The 24465-nt window shown below is 50.0% G+C and carries 18 protein-coding genes and 2 pseudogenes; 17 read left to right on the forward strand and 3 right to left on the reverse strand.

All coding sequences use genetic code 11. The features are described from left to right. Positions 1 to 31 precede the first annotated feature (31 nt). From treZ to glgX, 3 genes are read left to right on the forward strand one after another with little or no spacing between them, the layout of a single operon-like run. A complete protein-coding gene (treZ, locus tag ACWKXX_RS09900) occupies positions 32 to 1819 on the forward strand; it encodes a malto-oligosyltrehalose trehalohydrolase (RefSeq protein WP_032653613.1) in 1788 nt (595 codons plus the stop codon). Then, positions 1816 to 4284, forward strand: coding sequence for a malto-oligosyltrehalose synthase (gene treY, locus ACWKXX_RS09905; protein WP_284329789.1), 2469 nt, complete (start codon positions 1816 to 1818; stop codon positions 4282 to 4284). The genes treZ and treY overlap by 4 nt, the downstream gene beginning before the upstream one ends. A 15-nt stretch (positions 4285 to 4299) precedes the next feature. Then, on the forward strand, positions 4300 to 6375 hold the full coding sequence (gene glgX / locus ACWKXX_RS09910) for a glycogen debranching protein GlgX (RefSeq protein WP_261666230.1): 2076 nt from the start codon (positions 4300 to 4302) through the stop codon (positions 6373 to 6375). Here the strand turns inward: glgX and ACWKXX_RS09915 are convergent. Next, positions 6372 to 6920: a winged helix DNA-binding protein gene (locus tag ACWKXX_RS09915; protein WP_017382340.1), complete on the reverse strand. Its 549-nt coding sequence runs from the start codon at positions 6918 to 6920 to the stop codon at positions 6372 to 6374. The genes glgX and ACWKXX_RS09915 overlap by 4 nt on opposite strands. 224 nt (positions 6921 to 7144) lie before the next feature. On the opposite strand from ACWKXX_RS09915, the gene ACWKXX_RS09920 reads away from it, so the two are divergent. Genes ACWKXX_RS09920 through ACWKXX_RS09930 form a run of 3 tightly spaced genes read left to right on the forward strand, consistent with a single transcriptional unit; the run spans position 7145 to position 9855 of the window. Further along, entirely contained in the window at positions 7145 to 7867 is a 723-nt protein-coding gene (locus tag ACWKXX_RS09920; RefSeq protein ID WP_454540808.1) for a DUF969 domain-containing protein, read from the forward strand. Continuing rightward, positions 7864 to 8850 (forward strand): DUF979 domain-containing protein, encoded by a 987-nt coding sequence (locus ACWKXX_RS09925; protein WP_017382341.1) that lies wholly within the window; start codon positions 7864 to 7866, stop codon positions 8848 to 8850. Before ACWKXX_RS09920 ends, ACWKXX_RS09925 begins: the two co-directional genes overlap by 4 nt. Positions 8851 to 8859: 9 nt before the next feature. Beyond that, positions 8860 to 9855, forward strand: a complete 996-nt coding sequence (locus ACWKXX_RS09930; RefSeq protein ID WP_015570513.1) for a DUF2891 domain-containing protein — start codon at positions 8860 to 8862, stop codon at positions 9853 to 9855. 22 nt (positions 9856 to 9877) lie between these two features. Here ACWKXX_RS09930 and ACWKXX_RS09935 read toward each other — a convergent pair whose 3' ends face one another. Next, the gene (locus ACWKXX_RS09935) at positions 9878 to 11260 is read right to left on the reverse strand and encodes an MFS transporter (protein WP_261666231.1); all 1383 of its coding nucleotides are present in this window, start codon (positions 11258 to 11260) and stop codon (positions 9878 to 9880) included. A 129-nt stretch (positions 11261 to 11389) separates the two neighbouring features. On the opposite strand from ACWKXX_RS09935, the gene ACWKXX_RS09940 reads away from it, so the two are divergent. The 8 genes and pseudogenes from ACWKXX_RS09940 to ACWKXX_RS09975 all read left to right on the forward strand — a co-directional run bounded on the left by ACWKXX_RS09940 (position 11390) and on the right by ACWKXX_RS09975 (position 19583). Further along, on the forward strand, positions 11390 to 12319 hold the full coding sequence (locus tag ACWKXX_RS09940; protein ID WP_261666232.1) for a LysR family transcriptional regulator: 930 nt from the start codon (positions 11390 to 11392) through the stop codon (positions 12317 to 12319). A gap of 63 nt (positions 12320 to 12382) precedes the next feature. Continuing rightward, positions 12383 to 12649, forward strand: a complete 267-nt coding sequence (locus ACWKXX_RS09945) for a type II toxin-antitoxin system TacA family antitoxin (RefSeq protein WP_003857131.1) — start codon at positions 12383 to 12385, stop codon at positions 12647 to 12649. Continuing rightward, positions 12637 to 13122, forward strand: a complete 486-nt coding sequence (locus ACWKXX_RS09950; RefSeq protein ID WP_003857133.1) for a GNAT family N-acetyltransferase — start codon at positions 12637 to 12639, stop codon at positions 13120 to 13122. The genes ACWKXX_RS09945 and ACWKXX_RS09950 overlap by 13 nt, the downstream gene beginning before the upstream one ends. Positions 13123 to 14401: 1279 nt before the next feature. Next, complete coding sequence (locus ACWKXX_RS09955; protein ID WP_454540809.1) at positions 14402 to 15661, forward strand: hypothetical protein; 1260 nt, start codon at positions 14402 to 14404, stop codon at positions 15659 to 15661. Between the two features lie 73 nt (positions 15662 to 15734). Continuing rightward, positions 15735 to 16694, forward strand: a pseudogene (locus ACWKXX_RS09960) (IS3 family transposase); the annotation flags it as partial. Positions 16695 to 16899: 205 nt separating this feature from the next. Continuing rightward, positions 16900 to 17781 carry an STAS-like domain-containing protein gene (locus ACWKXX_RS09965; protein ID WP_454540810.1) on the forward strand — a complete coding sequence of 294 codons (882 nt, stop codon included), beginning with the start codon at positions 16900 to 16902 and terminating at the stop codon, positions 17779 to 17781. Next, positions 17774 to 18229 (forward strand): hypothetical protein, encoded by a 456-nt coding sequence (locus tag ACWKXX_RS09970; protein WP_454540811.1) that lies wholly within the window; start codon positions 17774 to 17776, stop codon positions 18227 to 18229. The genes ACWKXX_RS09965 and ACWKXX_RS09970 overlap by 8 nt, the downstream gene beginning before the upstream one ends. A gap of 211 nt (positions 18230 to 18440) precedes the next feature. After that, complete coding sequence (locus ACWKXX_RS09975) at positions 18441 to 19583, forward strand: AlbA family DNA-binding domain-containing protein (RefSeq protein WP_454540812.1); 1143 nt, start codon at positions 18441 to 18443, stop codon at positions 19581 to 19583. A gap of 73 nt (positions 19584 to 19656) precedes the next feature. On the opposite strand, the pseudogene ACWKXX_RS09980 reads toward ACWKXX_RS09975, so the two are convergent. Continuing rightward, positions 19657 to 19949 (reverse strand): annotated as a pseudogene (locus ACWKXX_RS09980) (integrase core domain-containing protein); the annotation flags it as partial. Positions 19950 to 20226: 277 nt separating this feature from the next. Here ACWKXX_RS09980 and ACWKXX_RS09985 point away from each other — a divergent pair. Genes ACWKXX_RS09985 through ptuB form a run of 3 tightly spaced genes read left to right on the forward strand, consistent with a single transcriptional unit; the run spans position 20227 to position 23464 of the window. Continuing rightward, a complete protein-coding gene (locus ACWKXX_RS09985; protein ID WP_454540813.1) occupies positions 20227 to 21162 on the forward strand; it encodes a retron St85 family RNA-directed DNA polymerase in 936 nt (311 codons plus the stop codon). After that, a complete protein-coding gene (gene ptuA / locus ACWKXX_RS09990) occupies positions 21159 to 22811 on the forward strand; it encodes a retron Ec78 anti-phage system effector ATPase PtuA (protein ID WP_454540814.1) in 1653 nt (550 codons plus the stop codon). Before ACWKXX_RS09985 ends, ptuA begins: the two co-directional genes overlap by 4 nt. Positions 22812 to 22813: 2 nt before the next feature. Then, a complete protein-coding gene (ptuB, locus tag ACWKXX_RS09995) occupies positions 22814 to 23464 on the forward strand; it encodes a retron Ec78 anti-phage system effector HNH endonuclease PtuB (protein WP_213842553.1) in 651 nt (216 codons plus the stop codon). Positions 23465 to 24465: the final 1001 nt, after the last annotated feature.

The following is a 24465-nucleotide window of genomic DNA, read 5'->3' on the forward strand; positions in this document are numbered from 1 at the left end:
CGCGTAAAAGGTGGTCATTCGAGGACAATGAATGGAATTCAGAACATGTCGCAGGCACTGGGGTGCTGAGTTTATTTCCGATGACGTTGTACGTTTTCGCGTCTGGGCAGAAGGGCAGAAAGATCTCACATTACGTTTAACCGATACCGACATTCCCATGGCGGCGGTGGGCGACGGCTGGTTTCAGATTGACGTGCCCGGCGTCAGGCACGGTACGACCTATCAGTTTGTTTTACAGGATGGAATGGCGGTGCCGGATCCGGCCTCACGCGCGCAGCAGGCTGACGTCAACGGCCCGTCGGTGGTGATCGACCCGCGTCGCAGCCAGCCCACTCAGCGGGAATGGCAAGGACGACCGTGGGAAGAGACGGTGATCTACGAGCTGCATATCGGCACCTTCACCGGGGAAGGAACCTTCAGGGCGGCCATCGACAAACTGCCTTATCTGGCCGGGCTGGGTATTACGCAACTGGAAGTGATGCCCGTGTCCCAGTTCGGGGGCGCGCGCGGATGGGGGTATGACGGCGTACTGCTGTATGCCCCGCACTCGGCTTATGGCACACCGGATGATTTTCATGCCTTCATTGATGCCGCCCACGCGCTCGGGCTTTCCGTGGTGCTGGATATCGTACTCAACCACTTTGGCCCGGAAGGTAATTACCTGCCGTTGCTCTCGCCAGCGTTTTTCCATCAGGATCGTATGACCCCGTGGGGCAACGGTATTGCCTATGAGGTTGAGGCCGTCCGGCAATACATCGCTGAGGCGCCGTTATTCTGGCTCTCGGAGTATCATCTTGACGGTCTGCGCTTCGACGCCATCGACCAGATCCATGACGACGCTGAGACCCATATTCTTCCCGAGATAGCGCAACGGATCCGCGACGCATTTCCGGATCGGCATATCCATCTGACCACCGAAGACAGTCGCAACGTGATTTTCCTGCATCCGCGCGATGAGCATGGTCAGACGCCGCTTTTCACCGCCGAATGGAATGATGATTTTCACAACGCCGCGCATGTCTTCGCGACAGGGGAATCACACGCCTATTATCAGGATTTTGCCTTTGAGCCGGAGAAAAAACTGGCGCGGGCGCTGGCAGAGGGCTTTGTCTACCAGGGGGAAATCTCGCTTCAGACCGGAAAATCGCGCGGGGTAGAGTGTCGCGAGCAACCTCCGCAGTTTTTTGTCGATTTTATTCAGAATCACGACCAGGTCGGCAACCGTGCCCAGGGGGAGAGGCTTATCTCTCTGGCAGGCGCGGATAAAACGCGTGTGCTGTTCGCGGCGCTACTTATGTCGCCCCATATTCCGCTGCTGTTTATGGGCGAGGAGTATGGCGAAACGCATCCGTTCCTCTTTTTCACCGACTTCCACGGCGACCTGGCGAAAGCCGTGCGGGAAGGGCGCGCGAAAGAGTTCACCGGCCATGCCGGGCACGATGAAACCGTACCGGACCCCAATGACGTAAATACCTTTATGCGGTCGAAGCTTGACTGGAACAAGGCAGACACGGAGGAAGGCAGGGCGTGGCTGCACGCTACGCGCGAACTGATTGCGCTGCGTCAGCGCTTTATCGTCCCGCTACTGAAACAGCGGGGCGCCGTGGAGGGTAACGTCCTGCATACGGCGCTCGGCATGGTTGCCGTGAGCTGGCGTTTCCCGTCCGGTACGCTGTCGCTGGCGCTGAATATCGGCAAAAAGCCGCTCGCCTTACCGAACCTGCCCGGAAAAACGATCTTTAGCTGGCCGGAGGCAGTCGATAACCTGCCGCCAAACAGCATTGTTGTTCGCTTAGCTGATGGAGAAGCAGCGCTATGATCCCTTCCTCTACTTACCGAATTCAGTTTCGCAACGGCATGACCTTCGATCGCGTGGTGGACCTGATTCCGTATATGAAAGACCTTGGAATTAGCCATCTTTACGCGTCGCCTGTTTTCACCGCAACCACGGATTCCACCCACGGCTATGACGTGACCGACCCCAACGAAATCGACCCGGCGATTGGCGGGCGGGAAGGGTTTGACCGCATGGCGGCGGCGCTGAAACAGGCGGGGATGGGGCTGATTCTGGATATCGTTCCTAACCATATGTCGACCTCGCTGGAAAACCGCTGGTGGCGCGATGTTATAGAACAAGGCAGGCAGAGCCGCTATGCGGCGTATTTTGATATCGACTGGTCCCGACCGCTGACGTTGCCGTTTCTTGGCGACACCTTTGAAGCCGAGCTGGAGCGGGGGGCTATCACCTTAAAACGTGACAGTGTCACCAACAGCGCGGCGCTGGTTTACTATGATACCGCCTATCCGCTTAATCCCGGCACGTATGCCGAAGGCAAGAGCATCGCTGAGATCCACGAGGCGCAAAGCTGGCGGCTGATGTCCTGGCGGGAAGCGCCGAAACAGCTTTCATGGCGGCGCTTTTTTGAAATCACCGGGCTGGTCGGCGTGCGGGTAGAGGATGAGGCGGTCTTCGCAGACACGCACCGCCTGATCCTTGAGCTTGTTCACGCCGGGGTTGTCGATGGCCTGCGCATTGACCATGTGGACGGGCTTGCCGATCCGCTGGGCTATTTGGAGCGCCTGCGTGCGGCGACCGGACCGGATTGCTACATCACGGTAGAGAAGATCCTCGCCAAAGGGGAACAGCTTCCTCCGGAGTGGCCGGTCTCGGGTACAACGGGCTATGAGTTTATTGCCTCTCTGGCGGAAGTGCTGGTGGATGATACCAACCTCTCTCGACTGGAGACGCTCTACGACGAGACGCTGGGTACGACCGTGGACAGGCAGGCGGAACTTCGCAAAGCCAAAGGGCTGATGACCGATCGTAATTTTGAAGGTGAATTTACCACGCTGCTCAAAATAGCCAGCGAGCTGGCCGGGCATAACGGCGCCCAAGTGGAGCATGAGTATATCCGCCATGCCCTGCGCGAGCTGCTTATCGCGTTTCCGGTGTATCGCACCTACGGCACCGGAGAGGGGCTGACGCCACCGGATGTGGCGCTGCTCAGTCGCGTGGTCGCCAGCGTCGACACCTCTGAACCCGCGCTCAGCCTGATCGTGCGTATTCTCACCGGCGATCTGCCGGAGGATGACCACGCGCTGGCCTCGCTTTTCCGCACCCGTTTTCAGCAACTGACCGGGCCGCTGATGGCGAAATCGGTAGAGGATACGCTGTTCTTTCGCCATAACCTGGAGCTGGCCCTGAACGAAGTCGGCGCCGACCCGACGCCGCGCGCGTTTTCACTTTCCCGTTTTCATCAGGAGATGCGTATTCGTCTTGCCCGCCAGCCCGATGCGCTGCTGGGAACCTCCACCCACGACACCAAACGCGGCGAGGATGCGCGAGCGCGACTATACACGCTGACGGAAGCGCCAGATCTGTGGGGGGAAAACCTGGCGCGCTGGCGCCAGATGAACCAGACGCAGGTTCGATTCCTCAACGACGGCACCGCGCCGAACGCCGCCGACACCTGGATGATCTTCCAGGCGCTGGCGGGCGTCTGGCCAGCCACGCTGTCGCCAGACGATCGTGATGGTCTTAAGTCACTGGAAGAGCGTTTCCTCGGCTTTATTGAGAAAGCCCTGCGCGAGGCCAAGCAGCGTACCGACTGGATCGACAGCAACGAAGGGTACGAGAGCGTGGTGCTGGACTACGTGCGCCATCTGCTCTCCCCGGATAACACCCTGTTCCTGCGTGATTTCAGTGCCGCACTCCAGCCGTTTATTCGGGCTGGGTTAATGAACAGCCTGAGCCAGACGGTGATCAAGCTGACTGCGCCAGGCGTACCGGACATCTACCAGGGCAGCGAAGGGCTTAACTTCAGCCTGGTCGACCCGGATAACCGCCGCGAACCGGATTTCACCGCGCTGGCGGAAAACCTCAGCGTAGCGGATGGAACCATTTTTAACGATGCGCAACGCTGGCGAGAGGGCAGCGTGAAGCAGTACGTCACCGCCACGCTGTTACGGCTGCGGCCGCATTACCCCGCGCTTTTCCGCTACGGCGACTGGCTGCCGCTGAAGGTGACCGGCGAGCGGGAAGAGAATCTGATCGTTTATGCCCGCATAAAAGATGACGAGGCGCTGATCGTCGCCGTGCCGCGTCTGGTGTTTGACGTCACCGACAATGCGATGCTGTGGGCCAATACTACGGTGGCCATACCCCAGGAGCTGGCCGGGAAGCACTACCGGGATCTGTTTACCGGTGAGCGCCGCCTTCTGCCAGAGACGCTGGATTTAACGTCTGAAAAGGGATGTTTGTTGGTTCTGCTTACCTGCGACTAATCGAGGAGAACAAAAATGCCAAAGGATACAACGTTTGAAATTCGGGCCGGTCATGGCCAGCAGTTGGGCGCAAATTATGACGGGAAAGGGGTGAACTTCGCTCTGTTTTCCGCCCACGCGGAGCGGGTAGAGCTGTGTCTGTTTGATCCTTCGGGAAAAACAGAAATAGCCCGCCTGGAACTGCCGGAATATACCCATGAGGTCTGGCACGGCTATGTGCCGGATCTGAAACCGGGGGCGCTGTATGGTTACCGTGTGTATGGCCCTTACGATCCGGAGAACGGTCACCGCTTCAATCCCAATAAGCTGCTTATTGACCCCTATGCCCGTGAACTGGTGGGTGACATTGAGTGGAACGATGCCCACTTCGGCTATGAGCTGGGACACGATGAGCTGGATCTCAGCTTTGATACGCGAGACAGCGCGCCGTTTACGCCCAAATGTAAGGTCATCGACCCCAATGCCGTCGACTGGCAAGACTCCCGCCGACCCGATATCCCGTGGCCGCATACCGTGGTTTATGAGAGCCACGTAAAAGGCTTTACCCAGCTTAACCCGGCTATTCCGCCTGAACTGCGCGGTACGTTTGAGGGGATGGGGCATAAAGCGTCGGTGGAGTACATCAAAAGCCTCGGCATTACCTCGATCGAGCTGCTGCCGGTTCACTGGTTCCCTGACGATCAGCACCTGCTCGATCGCGGTCTGAAAAACTTCTGGGGCTATAACTCGCTCGGTTTCTTTGCGCCAGCGTCACGCTATTACGGCCCGGCGGGGATCCAGGGTTTCCGCGACATGGTGCGTGCCTATCATGACGCGGGCATCGAGGTGATCCTCGACGTGGTCTATAACCACACGGCGGAGGGCAACGAGCTGGGGCCAACCCTGTCGTTTAAGGGAATTGATAACTTCTGTTATTACCGCACCATGCCGGATCAGCACCGGTATTACATCAACGACACCGGCACCGGGAACACCGTTAATACTTCCCACCCGCGCGTATTGCAGATGGTCATGGACTCCCTGCGTTACTGGGCAGAATCGATGCAGATTGACGGTTTCCGCTTTGATCTCGGGACCATTCTCGGACGTGAGCCGGAGGGGTTCGATCCGCGCGGCGGCTTCTTCGATGCCGTGACCCAGGATCCGGTGCTGTCGAAGCTGAAGCTCATCGGTGAGCCGTGGGATATCGGCCCGGGCGGGTATCAGGTGGGAGGCTTCCCGCCAGGCTGGGGTGAGTGGAACGACAAATACCGCGATACGGTACGTGAATACTGGAAGGGGGATAACGTCTCTAACGATTTTGCCGCCCGTCTGTTAGGGTCCGGTGATTTATACGATCTGCGCGGGCGTCGTCCGTGGGCCAGCGTCAATTTTATCACCGCGCATGACGGCTTCACGCTGAACGACCTGGTGTCGTACAACGAGAAACATAACGCCGATAACGGGGAAGATAATAACGACGGACATAACGATAACCGGTCGTATAACTACGGCGAAGAGGGGCCGACGGAGAACCCGGATATCATCGCCACCCGCGAGCGGCAAAAGCGCAACTTCCTCACCACGCTCTTCTTCTCCCACGGCACGCCGATGCTGCTGGCAGGCGATGAGTTTGGCCGGACGCAAAAGGGCAATAATAACGGCTATTGTCAGGACAGCGAGATCTCCTGGGTAAACTGGGAAGGACTCACTGAAAACGACGAGAAGCTGCGCGACTTTACCCGTCGGTTGATTGCCCTGCGCGCGACGCAGCCGCTGCTGCGACGTGAAAACTGGCGCGACGGGCTGGAGATCCGCTGGTTTAACGCCGGTGGCGGACCTCAGCAGTCGGAACAGTGGGACGAGGGTTCCACCCTTGGTCTTGCCATCAGCCGTCCTGATCTTGAACAGGAAGAGGGCGTCTGGCACGACGTGCTGATGCTGTTTAACCCGTTTGAAGGTACGGTGCCATTCCAGATCCCGCAGTTTGGCGAAGGGGGTTGGGTGCTGGAGCTTTCGACGGCGGATGAGGCCCCCACAGGGGAAATCATCACGGAATCCGTCGATTATGAACTGGCCGGGCGGAGCATGTCGCTTTTCCGCCGTCCTTAAAGCGAGGCCGCCGCGCGTGCGGCGGTATCATACAGGGAGGAGATCGCGCGGAGTAACTGCGCGGTCTCGCCAATTGATGCTCCCGGAATGCCGCTTTCCGCATGAATGTTGATCAGGCAGGCCTCCCGCACCTCCCGGTACTTCATGCACAGCGCTTTTCCCTCCTCCGTGGTGGAGAAAAAAAGCTCTTTTCCGGCTTTCTCGCTGGTGACATATCCCGCCTTGACCAGCTTTTTCAGCGCATACGTTACCACGTGGGTATCTTCCACGTTCAGCACAAAGCAGATGTCGGCCAGCTTTTTCTTGCGGTTGCGGTGATTCACGTGGTGCAGAAGCGAAACGTCAAAGGCCCCCATATCCGGTTCACCCGCTGCGGTCATGCAGCGCACCATCCATTTGTTAAACGCATTGCTGGTCATGATCAGCGCATATTCCAGCTCTGATAATTCAGCACACCGCTCTGAGACGAGATGACGGGAGGAGACGATTCGCCCGTCCGCAATATCGTCGTGGTTTAACGCCGTCGTCTTTTTGTTTACTGTCATAACGATCCTTCCCCCGAAATGTAAACCCGTCGATAAAATAAGAACATTTTATTGATAAATTGTTTACATGTTTTTGACGTTCAGATATAGCTTTTTAGTGCAGGTTCTGTGGAGCCTGACGCAAAACACAACATCGCGCGCCTTAATGCACCGGCTTCGCTCTGCTGCGAAGTATAAAAAATAGCCGTCGGCGCGCAACGCTCACTTTGGATAGGGTAACGTTTATGGACAGTTCTACACTGTTGCCACTTATCGGGATTCCGGTGGTGGTTATTGGTTTTGCACTGCGTTTCAACCCGCTGTTGGTTGTCGTGGTGGCGGGGCTGGCGACGGGCCTGCTGGTTGGCATGGATTTCGGTATGCTGCTGGAAACCTTTGGCGAAAAGTTCGTGAATAGCCGATCGCTTGCCACCTTCATTCTGATCCTGCCGGTGATTGGCCTGCTGGAGTATTACGGGCTGAAAGAGCGCGCCCAGGCCAGGGTCGCGAAGATCGCCAGCGCCACCTCGGCGCGTATCCTGATGCTCTACTTTGTCGCCCGCGAAGGGACGGCTGCGCTGGGCCTGATGTCCCTTGGCGGCCACGCGCAAACGGTGCGTCCGCTGCTGGCGCCGATGGCGGAAGGGGCGGCCCTGAATGAATACGGCGAACTGCCGCAGACTATCCGCGACAAAATCAAAGCCCATGCCGCCGCGTGTGACAATATCGCGGTTTTCTTTGGGGAAGATATCTTTATCGCCTTTGGCGCGGTACTGCTGATTGATGCGTTCCTGAAAGAGAACGGGATCGAGGGGATCGAACCGCTGCATATCGGCCTGTGGGCCATTCCGACCGCTATTGCGGCACTGATCATCCATATGACGCGTCTGCTGCGCCTCGATGCCAGCATTCGTCGCGACGTGATGGCCTGGAAAGCAGAGCTGGGTACGCAGGAGATCGCACCATGATGACCCTCATTACCATTAACCGCGTGTACTACCTGATCGGCTTCGTCGTGATGCTGCTGGTTGTGATGACCCTTCGCGACCGCGCTAACCCGAAACGCTATACCACGGCGCTGTTCTGGTTTCTGTTCGGCGGGATCTTCCTGTTTGGCGATCTGATGGTGCAGGAGCTGGGTAAGTCGCTGGCGTATCGCATTATTGGCGGCGCCGTTATCGTGATTGCGCTGCTGGCCGGTTTCGGGCTGGTCGGGAAGGGGCACTATAAAATGTCCACCGAGGAGGAGCGTGTTGCCTCGTCGAACCGGCTGAAAAACTGGCTATTCTTGCCCGCGCTGATGATCCCCGTGGTAACGGTCATCGGGACGCTGTTTCTGAAAGGCGTGTCGATTGGCGGCGTTTATCTGCTCGACCAGAAACAGCTTACGCTGGCGGCGCTCTGCGTAGCCTGCGTGGCGGCTATCCTTACCGGCTGGTGGCTGACAAAAGGTACGCCGCTGCATGCGGTGCGTCAGTCGCGTCGGCTGGTCGATACCATTGGCTGGGCGGTGATCCTGCCGCAGATGCTCGCCATGCTCGGCGGGGTGTTCGTGGTGGCGAATACCGGCGAATCGGTACAAAAGGTGGTCAGCCTGTTTGTGAACCCGGACAGCCGCTTCATGCTGGTGGTCATTTACTGCGTGGGGATGGCGCTGTTTACCATGATCATGGGTAATGCCTTCGCAGCCTTCCCGGTGTTAAGCGCCGGTATCGCTCTGCCATTCCTGATTAACGTCCATCACGGTAACCCGGCGCCGCTGCTGGCTATCGGTATGTACGCAGGCTATTGCGGCACGCTGATGACGCCGATGGCCGCCAACTTCAACATTGTGCCCGCCGCGCTGCTGGAGCTAAAAGACAAATATCAGGTTATCAAGATCCAGATCCCGACCGCGTTAACCCTGCTGGTGGTGAACGTGTTCTTAATGTATTTCCTCGTGTTTCGCTAAGGAGCTGCAATGGAATTAACGCAACATCAGGCTGACGCCTTCGCCAGAATGCCGTTGACCTATTTACGTCAGGAATACCCGAACCACATTATGCATCTGCTCAACGATGACGGCGACGTTCTGCCGCCTCGCGAGCTGCACCCGATCTTTTACGGCTGTTTTGACTGGCACTCTGCGGTGCACGGCTACTGGCTGCTGCTGCGCTGCCTGCGTCTCTGGCCCGAACTGCCGTGCCGGGAAGAGATCATCACTCTGTTCGAAGAACACCTGACCGACGAGAAGGTGGCGAAGGAGCTGGCCTATTTTACCGCGCCGTTCCGCGCGTCGTTTGAGCGGCCTTATGGCTACGGCTGGCTGCTGGCGCTGGCGCAGGAGCTGAAACAGTCGTCACTGCCACAGGCGGAGCGCTGGTACCAGACGCTGCAACCGTTAACGCGGGATATTCGCCAGCGGCTGGTGGATTACCTCAGCAAGCTCACCTATCCCATCCGCGTCGGAACACATTACAACACGGCGTTTGCGCTCGCGCTGGGGCTGGATTATGCCCGGGCGGTGACGGATGACGGGCTTGAACAGGCTATCCTGGACGCGGCGACGCGCTTTTATCATACGGACACGCAATATCCGGCGCATTATGAGCCGGGCGGCGACGAGTATATCTCCGGGGCGCTGACCGAGGCGTTACTGATGAGTAAGGTGGTAGAGAATTTCCCGGCCTGGTTTGATGCGTTTCTGCCTGAAGTGGGTGCCGTTTCAGCGCTGATGAACCCGGCTGAGGTAAGCGACCGCACCGACCCGAAAATCGCACATCTGGACGGGCTTAACCTCAGCCGCGCGTGGTGTATGAAGCACATTGCCCGCGCTTTGCCGGAAAACCACCCGGCGCAACAGGCGTTACAGGATGCCGTTGCGCGCCATCTCTCGGCAAGCGTGGAGCATGTTGTCGGCAGCCACTACAGCGGCGGCCACTGGCTGGCGAGTTTTGCGCTGCTGGCGCTGGAGTAGCGCTTAGTTATATTTTTCGTGCTCATCCTGTTTCCGCAGGATGAGTGATTTTACGCAACCGGCTCGCGCTGACGACGACCGCTACCGCAGAAGCTGCGGCGGCGACCCACAGCGCAACATGAATTGACCTTTCATCTGCGGCCAGCAGAACGGCCACGGCGGCGGCGCCCAGACACTGCCCGAACGTGCGCATAATGGATAAAACACCGGATGCATAGCTCGCATGCTCACGAATAACGTTGGAGAGCATTTCCCGGTTATTGGGACTCTGAAAGCAGCCAAACCCCACTCCGCACACCAGACTCCGCAGGCAGATATCCCACACTGAAGGGCGGTCGGGTAATGTTGCCAGCAGGATCAAACCGACGACAAAAATCATCAGCCCCAGGGCGGATATCGCCGGGGCTGAAATCGTGTCTGCCCACCGGCCTGCATGCGGCGCAATCAGTACGATCCCTAGCGGCCACGGCGTAAACAGCAGGGCAGACAACACCGGACTGTAGCCGTATTCGCTCTGAAACAGGAAGGGCAGCGCAATAAAGGTGATCCCCTGGCTGACAAAAGCAATCATCGACGTGAAGGCCGCGAGGGTAAAACGTTCATTTTTAAACATCATCGGCGGCAGTAAGGGGTTATCCGCGCGGCGGATCTGCCAGATAAACGCCATGCCGCTCAGCGCAGCGAGCATTGTCCAGCAAAGGCTACCGGGATGATAGTCCTGGAGGCTGTTCGCCGCCATGATCGTCGACCCCAACAGCAGCGCCGACAATATGGCGCCCGGGGTGTCGAAAGGCGCTTGCTTTCGTACCGCATCCCGCGGCAGCGCTTTGACCGCCAGCAGTAAGGCGAGGGTGCCGGGAACAACGTTTATCGCAAACAGCCATTGCCAGCGCAGGGTGTGAAGGATCGTCCCGCCCAATACCGGGCCGATAGCGGAGCTGGAGGCGATGAGCAGGGCGTGCAACCCCAGAATGCGGCCAAGCAATCGCCCGGGAAATACGGACCGCAGGATTGCGGGGGCAATACTCAGCGTCGCCGCGCCGCCGATCCCCTGAAGCACGCGCATACCGATAAGCACTTCGGGTGTATTCGCCAGCGCGCAACCCAGTGATGTTAGGGTAAAGGTCGTCAGACCTGCCAGAAATACGGGGCGATAACCCAGGCGGGCCGCAAGCGCCGCGAATATCGCCAGCGTCATCGCAGCCGCCAGCAGATACCCGTTGGCGAACCAGACGGCAATACTGGCAGGTACCTGCATCTCCTGAGCCATGGAGGGCAGGGCAATGTTGATCATGGTGCCATCAAACACGCCCATTAAGGTGGTGGTCATAATTGCGGCCATCACCCGTGCGCGCGCCGGGCCGGGAAGTCCTTCGTCGCCGGGTTGACTGGAAAAGAGCGTCATTATGTTGTCCTCTGAGAAGAGTGTATGGATGACAAAACTATAAAGATGGCTTTTACAGGGCGGAAGGCGCACCATTTGCACTTTATCGTTGCACGAAACGCCTTATCTGAATGAACAGGAATGAGCGCTATGACCGATCCTGATTTTAATTTACTGATTGCACTCGACATATTGCTGAGCGAAGCGAGTGTCGCAGGTGCAGCACGTCGTCTGAACCTCAGCACCTCGGCCATGAGCCGGACATTAAGCAGGTTACGCGACGTTACAGGCGACCCGATCCTGGTGCGCGCCGGGCGTAGCATGGTACTGACCCCGTGGGCCGAAGCGACCCGGGATCGCGCCAGGCGTGCAGTGCACGAGGCGAGGGCGGTATTGCAGCCCTCAACTGAAACGTTCAGCGCGCAAAGTCTGGCGCGTCTTTTTACCATCAGGGCAAACGATGGTTTTGTGGTGGCGTTTGGGCCTGCGCTCATAGCGGCTGTGGCCGACGCCGCGCCGGACGTCTGTATACGCTTCGCGCCTAAGCCGGAAAAAACGTCGCGCTATCTTCGGGAAGGGCTGGTTGATCTGGAGATTGGCGTCCAGAGCAATATGGGGCCTGAAATACGGCTGCAACGGTTGTTTGAGGATCGATTTGTGGGCGTCGTGCGTAAGGGACACCCGCTGGCTAAGCAGGCAGAAATAGGCGTGAAGGATTATGTCGCCTGGGGCCATGTGGTAGCGTCACCCGAGGGCGCGTTGCACGGTTCCGTTGACGATGCGCTGGCCGAACTGGGGACAAAACGTAAAATCGTCAGCGTCGTACCGGGATTTCCGACGGCACTGTCCGTGGCGCTGGAATCAGATCTTATCGCCATGATACCCGCGCTCTATTTACTCAATCAGCAGGTAACGGACCAGATACACGTTTTCGAGCTGCCGTTCAGAAGCCGTCGTATTACGGTATCGCAGATGTGGCACCCAAGAATGGAACGCGACCCTGGTCACCGCTGGCTGAGAGAGCGAATTCTTGCGATATGCGGTGTGGCGAGGTCAGACATGATTAAGGGTTCTGTATAGCGATTGCTATACACAGCGCTTATGCTATGCTTGTAAAGCAATTGCTATACAAGAGGTATACCTATGAAATCAGATGTTCAACTCAATCTCAGAGCCAAAGAATCCCAGCGGGCGCTTATCGATGCCGCCGCAGAGATCCTCCATAAATCACGCACGGACTTCATTCTGGAGATGGCCTGTCAGGCAGCCGAGAATGTGATCCTCGATCGGCGTGTATTCAATTTTAACGATGAACAGTATGCTGAGTTCATTGACATGCTCGATGCCCCGGTCGCGGACGATCCTGCCATAGAAAAACTGCTGGCAAGGAAACCTCAGTGGGACGTGTAACAGCACCAGAGCCCTTATCCAGCGTCCATCAACTGGCGGAGTTCGTCAGTGGAGAGGCCGTGCTTGACGAATGGCTAAAACAAAGAGGTCTGAAAAACCAGGCGCTCGGCGCAGCCCGAACGTTTGTCGTTTGTAAAACGGGCACGAAGCAGGTCGCGGGATTTTACTCTCTGGCTACCGGGAGCGTTAACCATACGCAAGCGACAGGTAATCTGCGGCGTAACATGCCCGATCCCATACCCGTGATAATACTTGCCCGTCTGGCTGTGGATGTCTCGTTACGCGGAAACGGGTTGGGAGCCGATTTACTCCACGATGCGGTTTTACGCTGTTATCGGGTAGCTGAGAATATCGGGGTGCGGGCGATTATGGTTCATGCACTCACTGAGGAAGCCAAAGCGTTTTATATCCACCATGGTTTCAAAGCATCGCAGACTCAGGAACGGACACTGTTTCTCCGGCTTCCCCAGTAGCGGCACAGGGAAGGGGTGGGATGCGATGGGCTTATCTGACGAGGGATAGGCTTCATAATATCTTATTTAACTTATGTTGAGCGTAAACTCAGTTCATAATACAAGTGCGTCATATATAATTGATATAAATAAAATTTTTAATATAAACAACAACTGACACTCAGATAACTTCATGAACTAACAGAGAATCTGGTTCTTGTGAGCATCTTCTGAATTTTTGATCTGTCTCAGTTCATGATCCATTTCCAATCTCAATCGCATACCCAAACACGTATAACTTTTTTTTGGGGGGGGTAGTTACCCTCTTGAAAAACCAATAATTTTTGGTAACATTTAGTCACATTAATAGTTAATCAGAGCTGATATCTTTGATGGCGGTAGCGTTCTTAGAGTCGAATGGATTAGCGGTTCTTTCCAAATATGTGTAAGTGCTGTGACATCTTGAGCAAGATTGACAGATCCAGATGCAACGTCGTCGCTCAAAAAAGCGGTAAGTTAGTAGAGGTATCAACCAATGTCCAAAGTCGCCGGATTGGAGCAACGCTCAACTGGTTAAGTACTAACATCTGAGCCATCCTCAGAAAAGCATTGTTCTTTAGTTATTTTTATCAGAAAAAACAATTTCGTCAGAAATTCACTTCATGAACTAGCCCCAAATAGCAGCTTTTGAGGCTATTTTGCCGTTTTGATTTAGGTACCTGCCGCATCTGCTTGAGCAAAAAGTGAGGACGATTTGTCATAGTGTTAGCAGAGCAAAAGCATGATGTAAATACTAAGCCTAGATTCCAGTGCTGACTGTCGTCTCTGTGCCAGGAGCGGACTTTGCTGAGTTCATAATGTGTTAATCAACTGGGAGCAGGTCAGTTGACTTATTTGCCGACTTGAACAATTCAATAATTCCTGTAACCCTTAGATACATTCTTACTTATCAGGACCAATAATGTTTCTGATGGTGGTAGCGTTGTGCCAATGTGAGACGGTGTCTCGGTTTATAACAATGCCGATTCTGTGTATCGAAGAAAATACAGATGAATAATCTGAATATAAATTCACCTAACATAGGTTAAAGTTGGTTGATTTAATATGTTAGCTTGCAATATTAACAATGATAATTATGATGGGGTGCTTGACGTTTATCTGAGGAGGTGATTGCAGAGTCATGCCCGGAGCAGTAAAAGCTATAACAGAATGTAGTCCCTTGCTTTATGAACCATAAATTACAAAAACCTCATTGCTTGAGTAGGCAATATTACAAATTATAAAATAAGTGATCGAAATAATGAAAAAAAGAATTGATGAGCTGATTGAAATATGCAACCAACATGGGATTAGCAATTCCATCTTAGAAGGTGATAGAAAGGTTTTGAATTTTAAATTAGGCAGGGAGAGAGGGTTTACAGATTTATATATACGCGAGGGAAGGGTGGCGAATGAGTTTATTAGCAATGATTTTTATAAATATAAATTCGTACTTGGTTACGAAGCCATATGGTCAGAAGAAGATGATGTAATAGAGTGTATGATAGATTGTGCTCCGTACTATGGCTTCTGGGAAAGAGTGTTATATAGATATTTTAATCCTTCTGATGAGTCCCTCCCTATTAGGAATGCGGATTATATAATAAAAATAGCCTATGATGGTGAAGAAAAAATAGAGATTAGCAATTCCTCTGATACTTTTTCGTGTCTTTATAGTTTTAGAAATAAAGATAGATTTAGATTATCCAGGAGTAACCCAACCACAATAAGGGTTACTGGCGCAGGTGTTAAAACACATTCAGATGCACTGAAAATAATTAAGGGGCTTATGTCGACTATTTGTTTCCAGCTAGATTGCACAACAGGATTGCCTCTACAACTTTTAGCAGAGCAACAGCAACTAGGTAAAAGGCACAAAGATTTTACAAATGGCCAGTTATCTATCCCTAAATTTGATTATTCCTATGATGTGGAAGCCTTAGCGCTATACTGGAATGCGACGTCGCTTATTGGAATGCCTCTTGGTCAATACTTGGCTTTTTATCAAACTATTGAGTTTTATTATACGGTTTATTCTTATCGAGATGCTCAGTTACGAATAAAAAACTTGCTTAAACAACCTAGTTTTGATGTCTCAAAGGATAAGGATTTATCGAAAATACTTAATATAGTTAAATTTAATAACAACTCCAACGCTTTTGGTAGTGAGTTAGAACAGTTGAAAGCAACTCTAAAGCATTGCATCGATATAGACGACTTTAAAGATTTTATAGAGCAGCAAAATTTCGAAAAAGAGACATTTACAAACAAAAGCATTAAAAAACTTTCAAAATGTGAAGTTCACATTCAATATGAAGATGCTGAGGTTCTTTTCTCACAAATTGCGCGGCGTATTTATGAAATAAGATGCCGAATTGTTCATACAAAAGGTGTGCAAGATAACGTTGAAACATTGCATCCATTATCAAATGAAGTTCGCTTTATTAATCAGGATTTAAAATTGATTGAGTTTGTTGCAAGGCAAATATTAATAGCCAATAGCCAGCCGCTAAATAGGTGATTTATTTATTTTAGGTCGAATTAAATCTATTAGCTGCGACTTGATCTGACATATGACCTTGAAAGGTTGAGAGGAAGCCAAAAGCGAAATCCTGAAACTCCGGGCGCAGCTAAAACGCACCGAAGAAGAACGGGATATTCTGGAAAAGGCCGCGCGGTACTTTGCAAGGGAGCCCGACTGAAGTACAGCTTTATCAATGAGCACCGCACTGTATGGGGTGTGATGACGATGTGTCGGGTGTTGTGCGTTGCCCGGGCCGGTTTTTACGTGTGGCTGTATAACCCGGTCTCCGCGCGGGATAAAGATAATCAGCGTCTGCTGACGCTTATCTGTGACTCATATTCCCTGAGCGGATGCGTATACGGTTACCGGCGGGTTCATGGCGATCTGAACGAAATCGTGGAAACCTGCGGTAAAAACCGGGTGGGCCGTATTATGCAACTGAACCGGATTAAAGCCGTGCGCGGCTATAAAGCTCCGCGTCGTATCGCTGGCAGACCTTCAGTGGTTGCGCCTAATCGTGTGCAGCGGCAGTTTACCGTTGTCCAGGCCAATCGGGTCTGGGTCACCGATATTATTAATATCCGCACCTGGCAGGGCTGGCTGTATCTGGCGGTGGTTATCGATCTCTTCGCCCGTAACGTGGTTGGCTGGTCGATGAAACCCACTCTCTCTCACGAACTCGCGCTGGACGCTCTGATGATGGCCGTGTGGCGTCGAAAGCCGGACGGCGAGGTTATCGTACATAGCGATCAAGGTAGTCAGTACGGCAGTGACGACTGGCAGCGCTTCTGCCGGGCCAATAACCAGGCTCCGAGCATAGCCGACGTGGCAACTGCTGGGATAATGCGGTGGCCGAATCGCTCTTCAGTTCGCTGAAAAAGGACGGATCAGAAAACGCATATACAAAACCCGGGATCTGGCCCGGGCCGATATCTTCAATTACATTTAAGTGTTCTACAACCGGGCCCGGCGTCACAGTCACCTCGGCGGCGTTAGTCCGGAGGACTTTGTAACAATTTTACTCGCTTAACAGCGTAGTCCACTACTCGTGGGTAAATTTACACATAACTTTAGAGATTTTCAGCTTGTCTTCTTGAACAACACATGAATTTTGGTAACATTAGGGCTCCCCAATTTTTAATCATAACTGATGTCTCTGGTGGCGATAGCGTTGAATAGCGATTAATTAATATCAGAGTTTTGTTCTTTTAATTTAAATTATAATCTGAGGTAACATGGAAGAGATTACATTAGAATTTGAAACAATGAATAATAATGATCCTGTAAACTTAATTATTGAAACAATACCTCCAGAGTTCTTTGAAAACAAAGATGAACTTAAATTTAACTTTTACAGTTCGATATCTGAAATTGTAGCCAATATACGCGATCATGCCTACCCTGGGAATTTTAAGGTATTCAACAAAAACTTTTGTGAAGCCTTGATACGCTATGATGAATATAATCTGATAATAACTATCATTGACCATGGTGCATCAATACCCGTAACAATCCTGAATAAAATATCCTCTACTAATTTAACGGACGATAAATTATTAGAAAAGGCAGCGAGTGGGAAATATAGTAAAAATGGTAGAGGGATTGGTCTTCAAGATCTAATGAGACAGGTTAGGATTAATACATTCAACAATGTAATAATAAGTAGTGGGTATGGATTTCTTAAAGAATGTTCTGTACCTGAGCATTCAGAATTAAAATTAGTGAAATCAAAAACCCTAGGGACAAATATTACATTAACTAAAGAATATCTTGATAAACAAATCTTATTGAGCGATAGCTTTGAAATAATTATGAGTAAAGATTTTTCAGAACAACCTTTCGGACGGTATGAAACGGATTCTCCTTTTAGTGCAGAAGCTTTTCGGGAAAATCATGTTATCCCAGCTTTAAATAAATACAAGATGGTAACCATTGATCTTACGGGGAAGTTTGGATTAGCATCATCTTTCCTCGAGGAGGTTTTTGGAGGTTTGGTCAGGCGTGGTTTTAGTGCATCAGAATTAGAGGGTCGATTGAACGTTATATTACCTAAAATCCCATCGGTTGTTCATCAGGTTTGGATATATATAAATAAGGCCGGTGGAAGAAATGACTAATCTTTTAACAGCTATCATATCTGCGTTGTTTGGTGCACTCGTTGTTATTGTAACAAACTGGTGGAGAACTAGATATACAATTAGAGAGCAAGATTTTTCCAAACGAGTTGAAGAAATAATAAAAAAAATTGAAACGCTTGAAGATCTCTCATGCAAGTATTGGGCAGGGATGGATATTGATGCTAGAAGTGAAATCTCTGTGAACTCTATAGTTGGTAAGAAAACCCAGTTAGAACTATTAATAGGGTTTGTTATTTCTAAATATGAAAATTTGAATGAAAAATCAATCAATGATGCTCTGGCGGTTTTTAATGATACAATTACTGGTGATGAATTCGAGGTGAAAAATGAATCATTTAAAATCCAACCAATGAAAATTCAGGCCATACATTTACATGCTGAAGAATTGAAATTAACAATCCTTACTGAGCGGGTGAGAAACTATTGAGAATATGAAACTGTAACTGGATGTTCAATAGAATAATAATATCATTTTTTTCAAATGGCCGCATCTGCGGTCAGTATGCTTACAGTAACGGCACGCAAATAGACCTGAAAACTTGGCTCCAGTACCGGGCAGACAAGGCGCCAGTAGTTTTACGAGAAGAGGAACTGCCATTTCACACTACCAACGCACGCCATATCGGATAGAGGGGACTATGAACGAAACCATCGAAAAACTGATTGCCAGTGGAAAGGAAGGGCCATGGTGGGACTTTAAACAAACCTACCACCAAAACAATGCAGCCCTTGTTCACGATATCCTCTGCATGGCAAACGTCCTGCATGACGGTGACCGGTATCTGATTTTTGGTGTGAATGATGAAGGGTTGGTTACCGGCGTGCCGGAAGATGGTAAGCAACTTAACCAGGCAAATTTAATCGATCTATTAAGAAAAGTCAGTTTTGCAGAGCACCATTGTCCGGATATTCAGCTGCACCACATCACACTCCAGCATAAGGTGCTGGCTATTCTACAAATTCGTAACGTCAGAATGAAACCCTACTATCTGACCCAGGACTATATAAAAGAGGGAAAAACTGTCAGAGCCGGTGTCGTTTACACTCGGCAACAAGATGCCAATACGCCCGTAACTAGCTGTGCCAGCCCTGGAGATGTTATGGCAATGTGGAGAGAGCGCTTTAATCTGGACCTGGCACCCGCTGACCGCATAGTCAGACTGCTTCTGGATTACGACAATTGGGAATATGACGGTATCAGCGAGGCCTATTATCGGTTGGACCCGGATTATGCCATTAATATTGGCGATACAGAAAAAGATATAGGAGGACATCACTGGTGGTCAACGATTAGCATTGAGCAACCTTGTCACTATGAATACATCCTCAAATACCGTGGGCGTGTACTTGAACGGGTGCCAATCGTACATTACAGAAATGAGGGTTTACAGTTTCCCTTTCCAGAGATGGATACGCTGGCTTATCCTGGAAAAAGGGATGGATACGTAACTGATTATTATGCAGACGTTTTTTACTTCGTAAAAAACACCTTACCCTACAATCTGTTGAGTCATATCAGAGAATTACACTCACTGCCTGGCCGTAATTCAGTCATAACCATGCCGTTAACCACCCAGACCAAACCGCCGATTATCGAGCTGCCATTCATGGTGTTTGAGAGCGCAGGGGAAAAAGAAGAAAAGCTAAAGTTTATTCAAAGTCAGCTTGCTGATTTTTGTCCGGATGGTATGCCTGATACAGCATCGATGAAAACTGACCCAGAACTAAGAATGGAAGTAGAGAGACAATTTTCCTGGTGGGTTTTTAACCATATGCGTTGAGCCGAAGCCAGTAACCCTGCCTGGGAGTTGTTCATTTTTGACGTTGCAACTAAAGGTCAGCGCTTTGAAGTGGTCAACAAAAACTGGCCACAGTTTTAGAGTTTTTCCAGTATCGGTTTTCCGATTCGTTTGGTGGTAACCCACCGCTATATTCATGCGGTCTGAGCGCGCTGTAATATCCAACGATATAGTTCGTTATGGCATGAGTTGCATCGCTGAAGCTTACGTAACCCATCACTGGCACCCATTCGTTCTTCAGACTCCGGAAGAAGCGTTCCATTGGACTGTTATCCCAGCAGTTTCCACGCCGACTCATACTCTGTCTGTCCGATACCGCCGCAGTGACTGCCGGAACTGTCTGCTTGTCTATAAATTCTGAAGTAACAGTCGTTTAGCTTCCTTCATGGGCCGGTCATGCCGAGTTGTTAAGTATGGCTGTTTGCGATAAGCTTTAAATACTCTTTAGCGTTGGACGGTTACGTCTAGTCGGGTGATTAGCCAGACTCTAACTTATTGAACGTATTAAGGGTTGCGAAAGTGTCGCAACCCGAGATCGTTCCTCTCTCGGGTTGCGACACTTTCGCTTCCTCTAGTAAAGAGTGAAGCCCGGCGCAAATGCGCCGGGCCATTTTCAGGTACTGTTATGTCTGTTATTCGTGGATTAGCTTCGGTTTTACGTCAAAGTGACTCTGATATCAGCGCCTTTCTTGTGACCGCCCCGAGAAAGTACAAAGTTTACAAAATCCCTAAGCGTACGACGGGATTTAGAGTCATTGCCCAGCCTGCCAAAGGGCTAAAAGATATCCAACGAGCCTTTGTTCAGCTCTATAGCTTCCCTGTTCATGATGCTTCAATGGCCTATATGAAAGGGAAGGGAATTCGTGATAATGCTGCAGCACATGCTGGCAACCAGTATCTCCTGAAGGCGGATCTGGAGAATTTTTTTAACTCAATTACACCAGCAATTTTTTGGCGGTGCATTGAAATGTCATCTGCGCTGACACCTCAATTTGAACCACAAGATAAGTTTTTTATTGAAAAGATCCTTTTCTGGCAACCGATAAAGCATCTCAAAACCAAATTGATATTGAGTGTTGGTGCCCCTTCTTCACCAGTCATATCCAATTTCTGTATGTATGAGTTCGATAATCGAATTCATGCGGCTTGCAATAAGCTGGAGATAACATACACACGTTATGCAGATGACCTCACATTCTCGTGTAATATCCCTAATGTACTGAAAGCTGTTCCTTCAACACTTGAGGCGTTACTTAAGGATTTATTCGGAAGCGAGCTCAGACTTAATCACAGCAAAACGGTTTTCTCATCAAAAGCACATAACCGGCATGTGACTGGCGTAACAATAAATAATGAAGAGAAATTGTCACTAGGGCGCGATAGAAAAAGATTTATCAAACACCTGATTAACCAGTACAAGTATGGGCTGCTTGATAATGAGGATAAAGCTTATCTGACCGGGCTGTTAGCATTTGCCAGCCATATCGAACCTGGGTTCATCGCACGGATGAACGAAAAATACTCATTAGAACTCATGGAGCGCCTGAGAGGACAGAGATGACCAAACAATACGAAAGAAAAGCAAAGGGTGGAAATTTACTGTCAGCGTTCGAACTTTACCAACGTAATAATGATAATGTGCCTGGTCTGGGTGAAATGTTGGTGGATGAGTGGTTCGAAACCTGTAGGGATTACATTCAGGATGGACACGTTGATGAGTCAGGAACGTTTCGTCCAGATAATGCGTTCTATCTTCGGCGCCTGACGCTAAAGGACTTTCGCCGTTTCTCTCTTCTTGAAATCAAATTCGAAGAAGATCTGACAGTCATTATTGGCAACAATGGTAAAGGTAAGACAAGCATCTTATATGCGATCGCAAAAACGCTGAGTTGGTTCGTCGCGAACATCCTGAAGGAAGGTGGTAGTGGACAAAGGTTAAGCGAACTGACTGACATAAAAAATGACGCTGAAAACAGGTATGCCGATGTCAGCAGCACTTTCTTCTTTGGCAAAGGACTTAAGAGTGTGCCGATCAGATTGTCACGCTCAGCCCTTGGTACAGCAGAAAGGCGGGACAGTGAGGTTAAGCCTGCAAGGGATTTAGCTGATATATGGCGAGTCATCAATGAGGCGAAGACGATCAACTTGCCGACGTTTGCTCTTTACAACGTTGAGCGATCGCAACCCTTTAACCGCAATACAAAAGATAATGCCGGACGCAGAGAAGAGCGTTTTGATGCCTATAGTCAAGCACTCGGTGGCGCAGGTCGTTTCGATCATTTCGTTGAGTGGTACATTTACCTGCATAAGCGTACCATATCAGATATCTCAAGTTCAATTAAAGAACTTGAACAACAAGTTAATGACTTACAGCGTTCCGTTGATGGCGGTATGGTTTCGGTAAAATCACTTCTGGAACAGATGAAGCTAAAGCTTAGTGAAGCTTCAGAAAGAAACGATGCTGCGGTTTCCTCGAAAATGGTAACTGAGTCTGTTCAAAAAAGTGTTGTTGAGAAATCAATCTGCTCGGTTGTACCTAGTATCAGTAAGATATGGGTTGAAATGACAACGGGTTCTGATTTAGTCAAAGTTACCAATGATGGGCATGATGTTACTATTGACCAATTGTCTGACGGGCAGCGTGTATTTCTGTCGTTGGTGGCTGATCTTGCGCGAAGAATGGTCATGCTTAATCCCCTACTGGAAAATCCATTAGAGGGACGTGGCATTGTTTTAATTGATGAAATAGAACTTCACCTTCATCCTAAGTGGCAGCAGGAAGTTATCCTGAACCTGCGCAGTGCATTCCCTAACATTCAATTTATTATTACAACACACAGTCCCATTGTTCTTTCTACTATTGAGAAACGCTGTATTCGTGAGTTTGATCCCAACGATGATGGCAACCAATCATTCCTTGATTCTCCCGATATGCAAACAAAGGGAAGTGAGAATGCTCAAATTCTTGAGCAGGTAATGAACGTACATCCTACACCGCCTGGTATTGCGGAATCTCATTGGTTAGGTGACTTTGAACTATTGCTTTTAGATAATTCGGGAGAACTCGATAACCAGTCTCAAGAGCTTTACGACCAAATAAAGACGCACTTTGGCATCGATAGTGCTGAGTTGAAGAAAGCAGACAGCCTTATTCGCATTAATAAGATGAAGAATAAAATAAACAAGATAAGGGCCGAGAAGGGAAAATAGGAATGAAAGAGTTAGCTCGGCTGGAGAGTCCGGAGATTCTGGACCAGTATACAGCCGGTCAAAATGACTGGATGGAGATTGATCAGTCTGCGGTATGGCCGAAATTAACTGAAATGCAGGGTGAGTTTTGTGCTTATTGTGAGTGCCGGTTGAATAGACGTCATATTGAGCATTTCAGGCCTAGGGGAAAATTCCCTGCTCTGACGTTTATCTGGAGTAACCTGTTTGGTTCTTGTGGCGATTCCAAAAAAAGTGGCGGGTGGTCACGTTGCGGTATATATAAGGACAATGGTGCTGGCGCCTACAATGCTGATGATCTAATAAAACCTGATGAAGAAAACCCTGACGACTACCTGCTATTTCTCACTACCGGAGAGGTTGTACCAGCTATCGGACTCACGGGGAGAGCGCTTAAAAAAGCGCAAGAAACTATCCGTGTTTTTAACCTGAACGGTGACATAAAGTTGCTTGGTAGTCGCAGAACTGCAGTGCAAGCAATCATGCCTAATGTCGAATATTTGTATTCTCTGCTCGAAGAGTTTGAAGAAGATGACTGGAATGAAATGCTCAGAGATGAGCTCGAAAAGATAGAGTCTGATGAATTCAAAACGGCGCTAAAACATGCATGGACTTCCAACCAAGGGTTCGCATAGCCATAAAGTTTCGACAACTAAAAAAAAGAGAGTGCTGAACTTTATTAAAGAGTTGCATCCGGTACTGGCTAACTCCTGGCTGGATCCGTACAGATATGGGGGGGAGTAATGGTACTTTTAGCCTAGAGGAAGCCATTCCAGATATCATTAATACAATCGAGCAGAAGCAAGGCAAACCGGGTCTGGAATTTTTAGATCGCTTTGGAAAGATCATACCCTGGTGAGCATAAACAATCGTGATTGATAGATTTACACTGAAACACCGACCAGTTTATGACTGGCTGTTTAGTTCAGGTAAATTAACAATAAGATAATGTGTCCATCGGTACCCATAAAAGCCGTCGTTAGTCGATATTGAGCTGTGTGAGTATGAACACGCGGCACTTATCCTCATAAACAGTATATCAGCAAAGCTCGCCCCATTGAACTCACAGCCAGGAGCGGATGTTGCAGATACCATAGCGAGTTAGTCAATAAGGACTAGAGCGGTGAACTGACTGTTACACATGGAGATCTCCTAAGAACATAAAAGATATGCCGGAAGCACCCTAAAATTGAATAGCTCGTTTTGCCGGGATACTTAGAACACTACCAAGTTGAGTTTAAATCTCAGTCATAAGGCATGAAATATAAGGGTTTTTTACAATTTAATGATAACTTGACTTTTTTTGAAAATGTTTAATAATTTAATTTATGAATTAGACGTATATTGGTTCTAGATATGATTCCTAAAGATATCCCATCGTCGCTTTGGAATATATTAGAAAACAATCTGTGGCATGCCACTAGTATTCAAAATGCTATAAAAATCTGTCAATCAAATTTGATTCGATTTGACAACCATTAATTTAGAATGTGATTAGCGCACTTACTGTTAATGACCAATATAGTGAGGCAATGTTATGTCAACGATAAATGTTCTAACAATGGATGATGAAGCCATTTATGGAATCCGTTCTTTATGGTTAGAGTTAACTAATTTTTGTAATCTTGAATGTATT

It is taken from the genome of Enterobacter sp. UPMP2061 (genome assembly GCF_053709615.1).

Coding starts and splice junctions, on each gene's coding strand:
- treZ (WP_032653613.1), top strand. CDS start 32: ATGGAATTCAGAACATGTCGCAGGCACTGGGGTGCTGAGTTTATTTCC.
- treY (WP_284329789.1), top strand. CDS start 1,816: ATGATCCCTTCCTCTACTTACCGAATTCAGTTTCGCAACGGCATGACC.
- glgX (WP_261666230.1), top strand. CDS start 4,300: ATGCCAAAGGATACAACGTTTGAAATTCGGGCCGGTCATGGCCAGCAG.
- ACWKXX_RS09915 (WP_017382340.1), bottom strand. CDS start 6,920: ATGACAGTAAACAAAAAGACGACGGCGTTAAACCACGACGATATTGCG.
- ACWKXX_RS09920 (WP_454540808.1), top strand. CDS start 7,145: ATGGACAGTTCTACACTGTTGCCACTTATCGGGATTCCGGTGGTGGTT.
- ACWKXX_RS09925 (WP_017382341.1), top strand. CDS start 7,864: ATGATGACCCTCATTACCATTAACCGCGTGTACTACCTGATCGGCTTC.
- ACWKXX_RS09930 (WP_015570513.1), top strand. CDS start 8,860: ATGGAATTAACGCAACATCAGGCTGACGCCTTCGCCAGAATGCCGTTG.
- ACWKXX_RS09935 (WP_261666231.1), bottom strand. CDS start 11,260: ATGACGCTCTTTTCCAGTCAACCCGGCGACGAAGGACTTCCCGGCCCG.
- ACWKXX_RS09940 (WP_261666232.1), top strand. CDS start 11,390: ATGACCGATCCTGATTTTAATTTACTGATTGCACTCGACATATTGCTG.
- ACWKXX_RS09945 (WP_003857131.1), top strand. CDS start 12,383: ATGAAATCAGATGTTCAACTCAATCTCAGAGCCAAAGAATCCCAGCGG.
- ACWKXX_RS09955 (WP_454540809.1), top strand. CDS start 14,402: ATGAAAAAAAGAATTGATGAGCTGATTGAAATATGCAACCAACATGGG.
- ACWKXX_RS09965 (WP_454540810.1), top strand. CDS start 16,900: ATGGAAGAGATTACATTAGAATTTGAAACAATGAATAATAATGATCCT.
- ACWKXX_RS09970 (WP_454540811.1), top strand. CDS start 17,774: ATGACTAATCTTTTAACAGCTATCATATCTGCGTTGTTTGGTGCACTC.
- ACWKXX_RS09975 (WP_454540812.1), top strand. CDS start 18,441: ATGAACGAAACCATCGAAAAACTGATTGCCAGTGGAAAGGAAGGGCCA.
- ACWKXX_RS09985 (WP_454540813.1), top strand. CDS start 20,227: ATGTCTGTTATTCGTGGATTAGCTTCGGTTTTACGTCAAAGTGACTCT.
- ptuA (WP_454540814.1), top strand. CDS start 21,159: ATGACCAAACAATACGAAAGAAAAGCAAAGGGTGGAAATTTACTGTCA.
- ptuB (WP_213842553.1), top strand. CDS start 22,814: ATGAAAGAGTTAGCTCGGCTGGAGAGTCCGGAGATTCTGGACCAGTAT.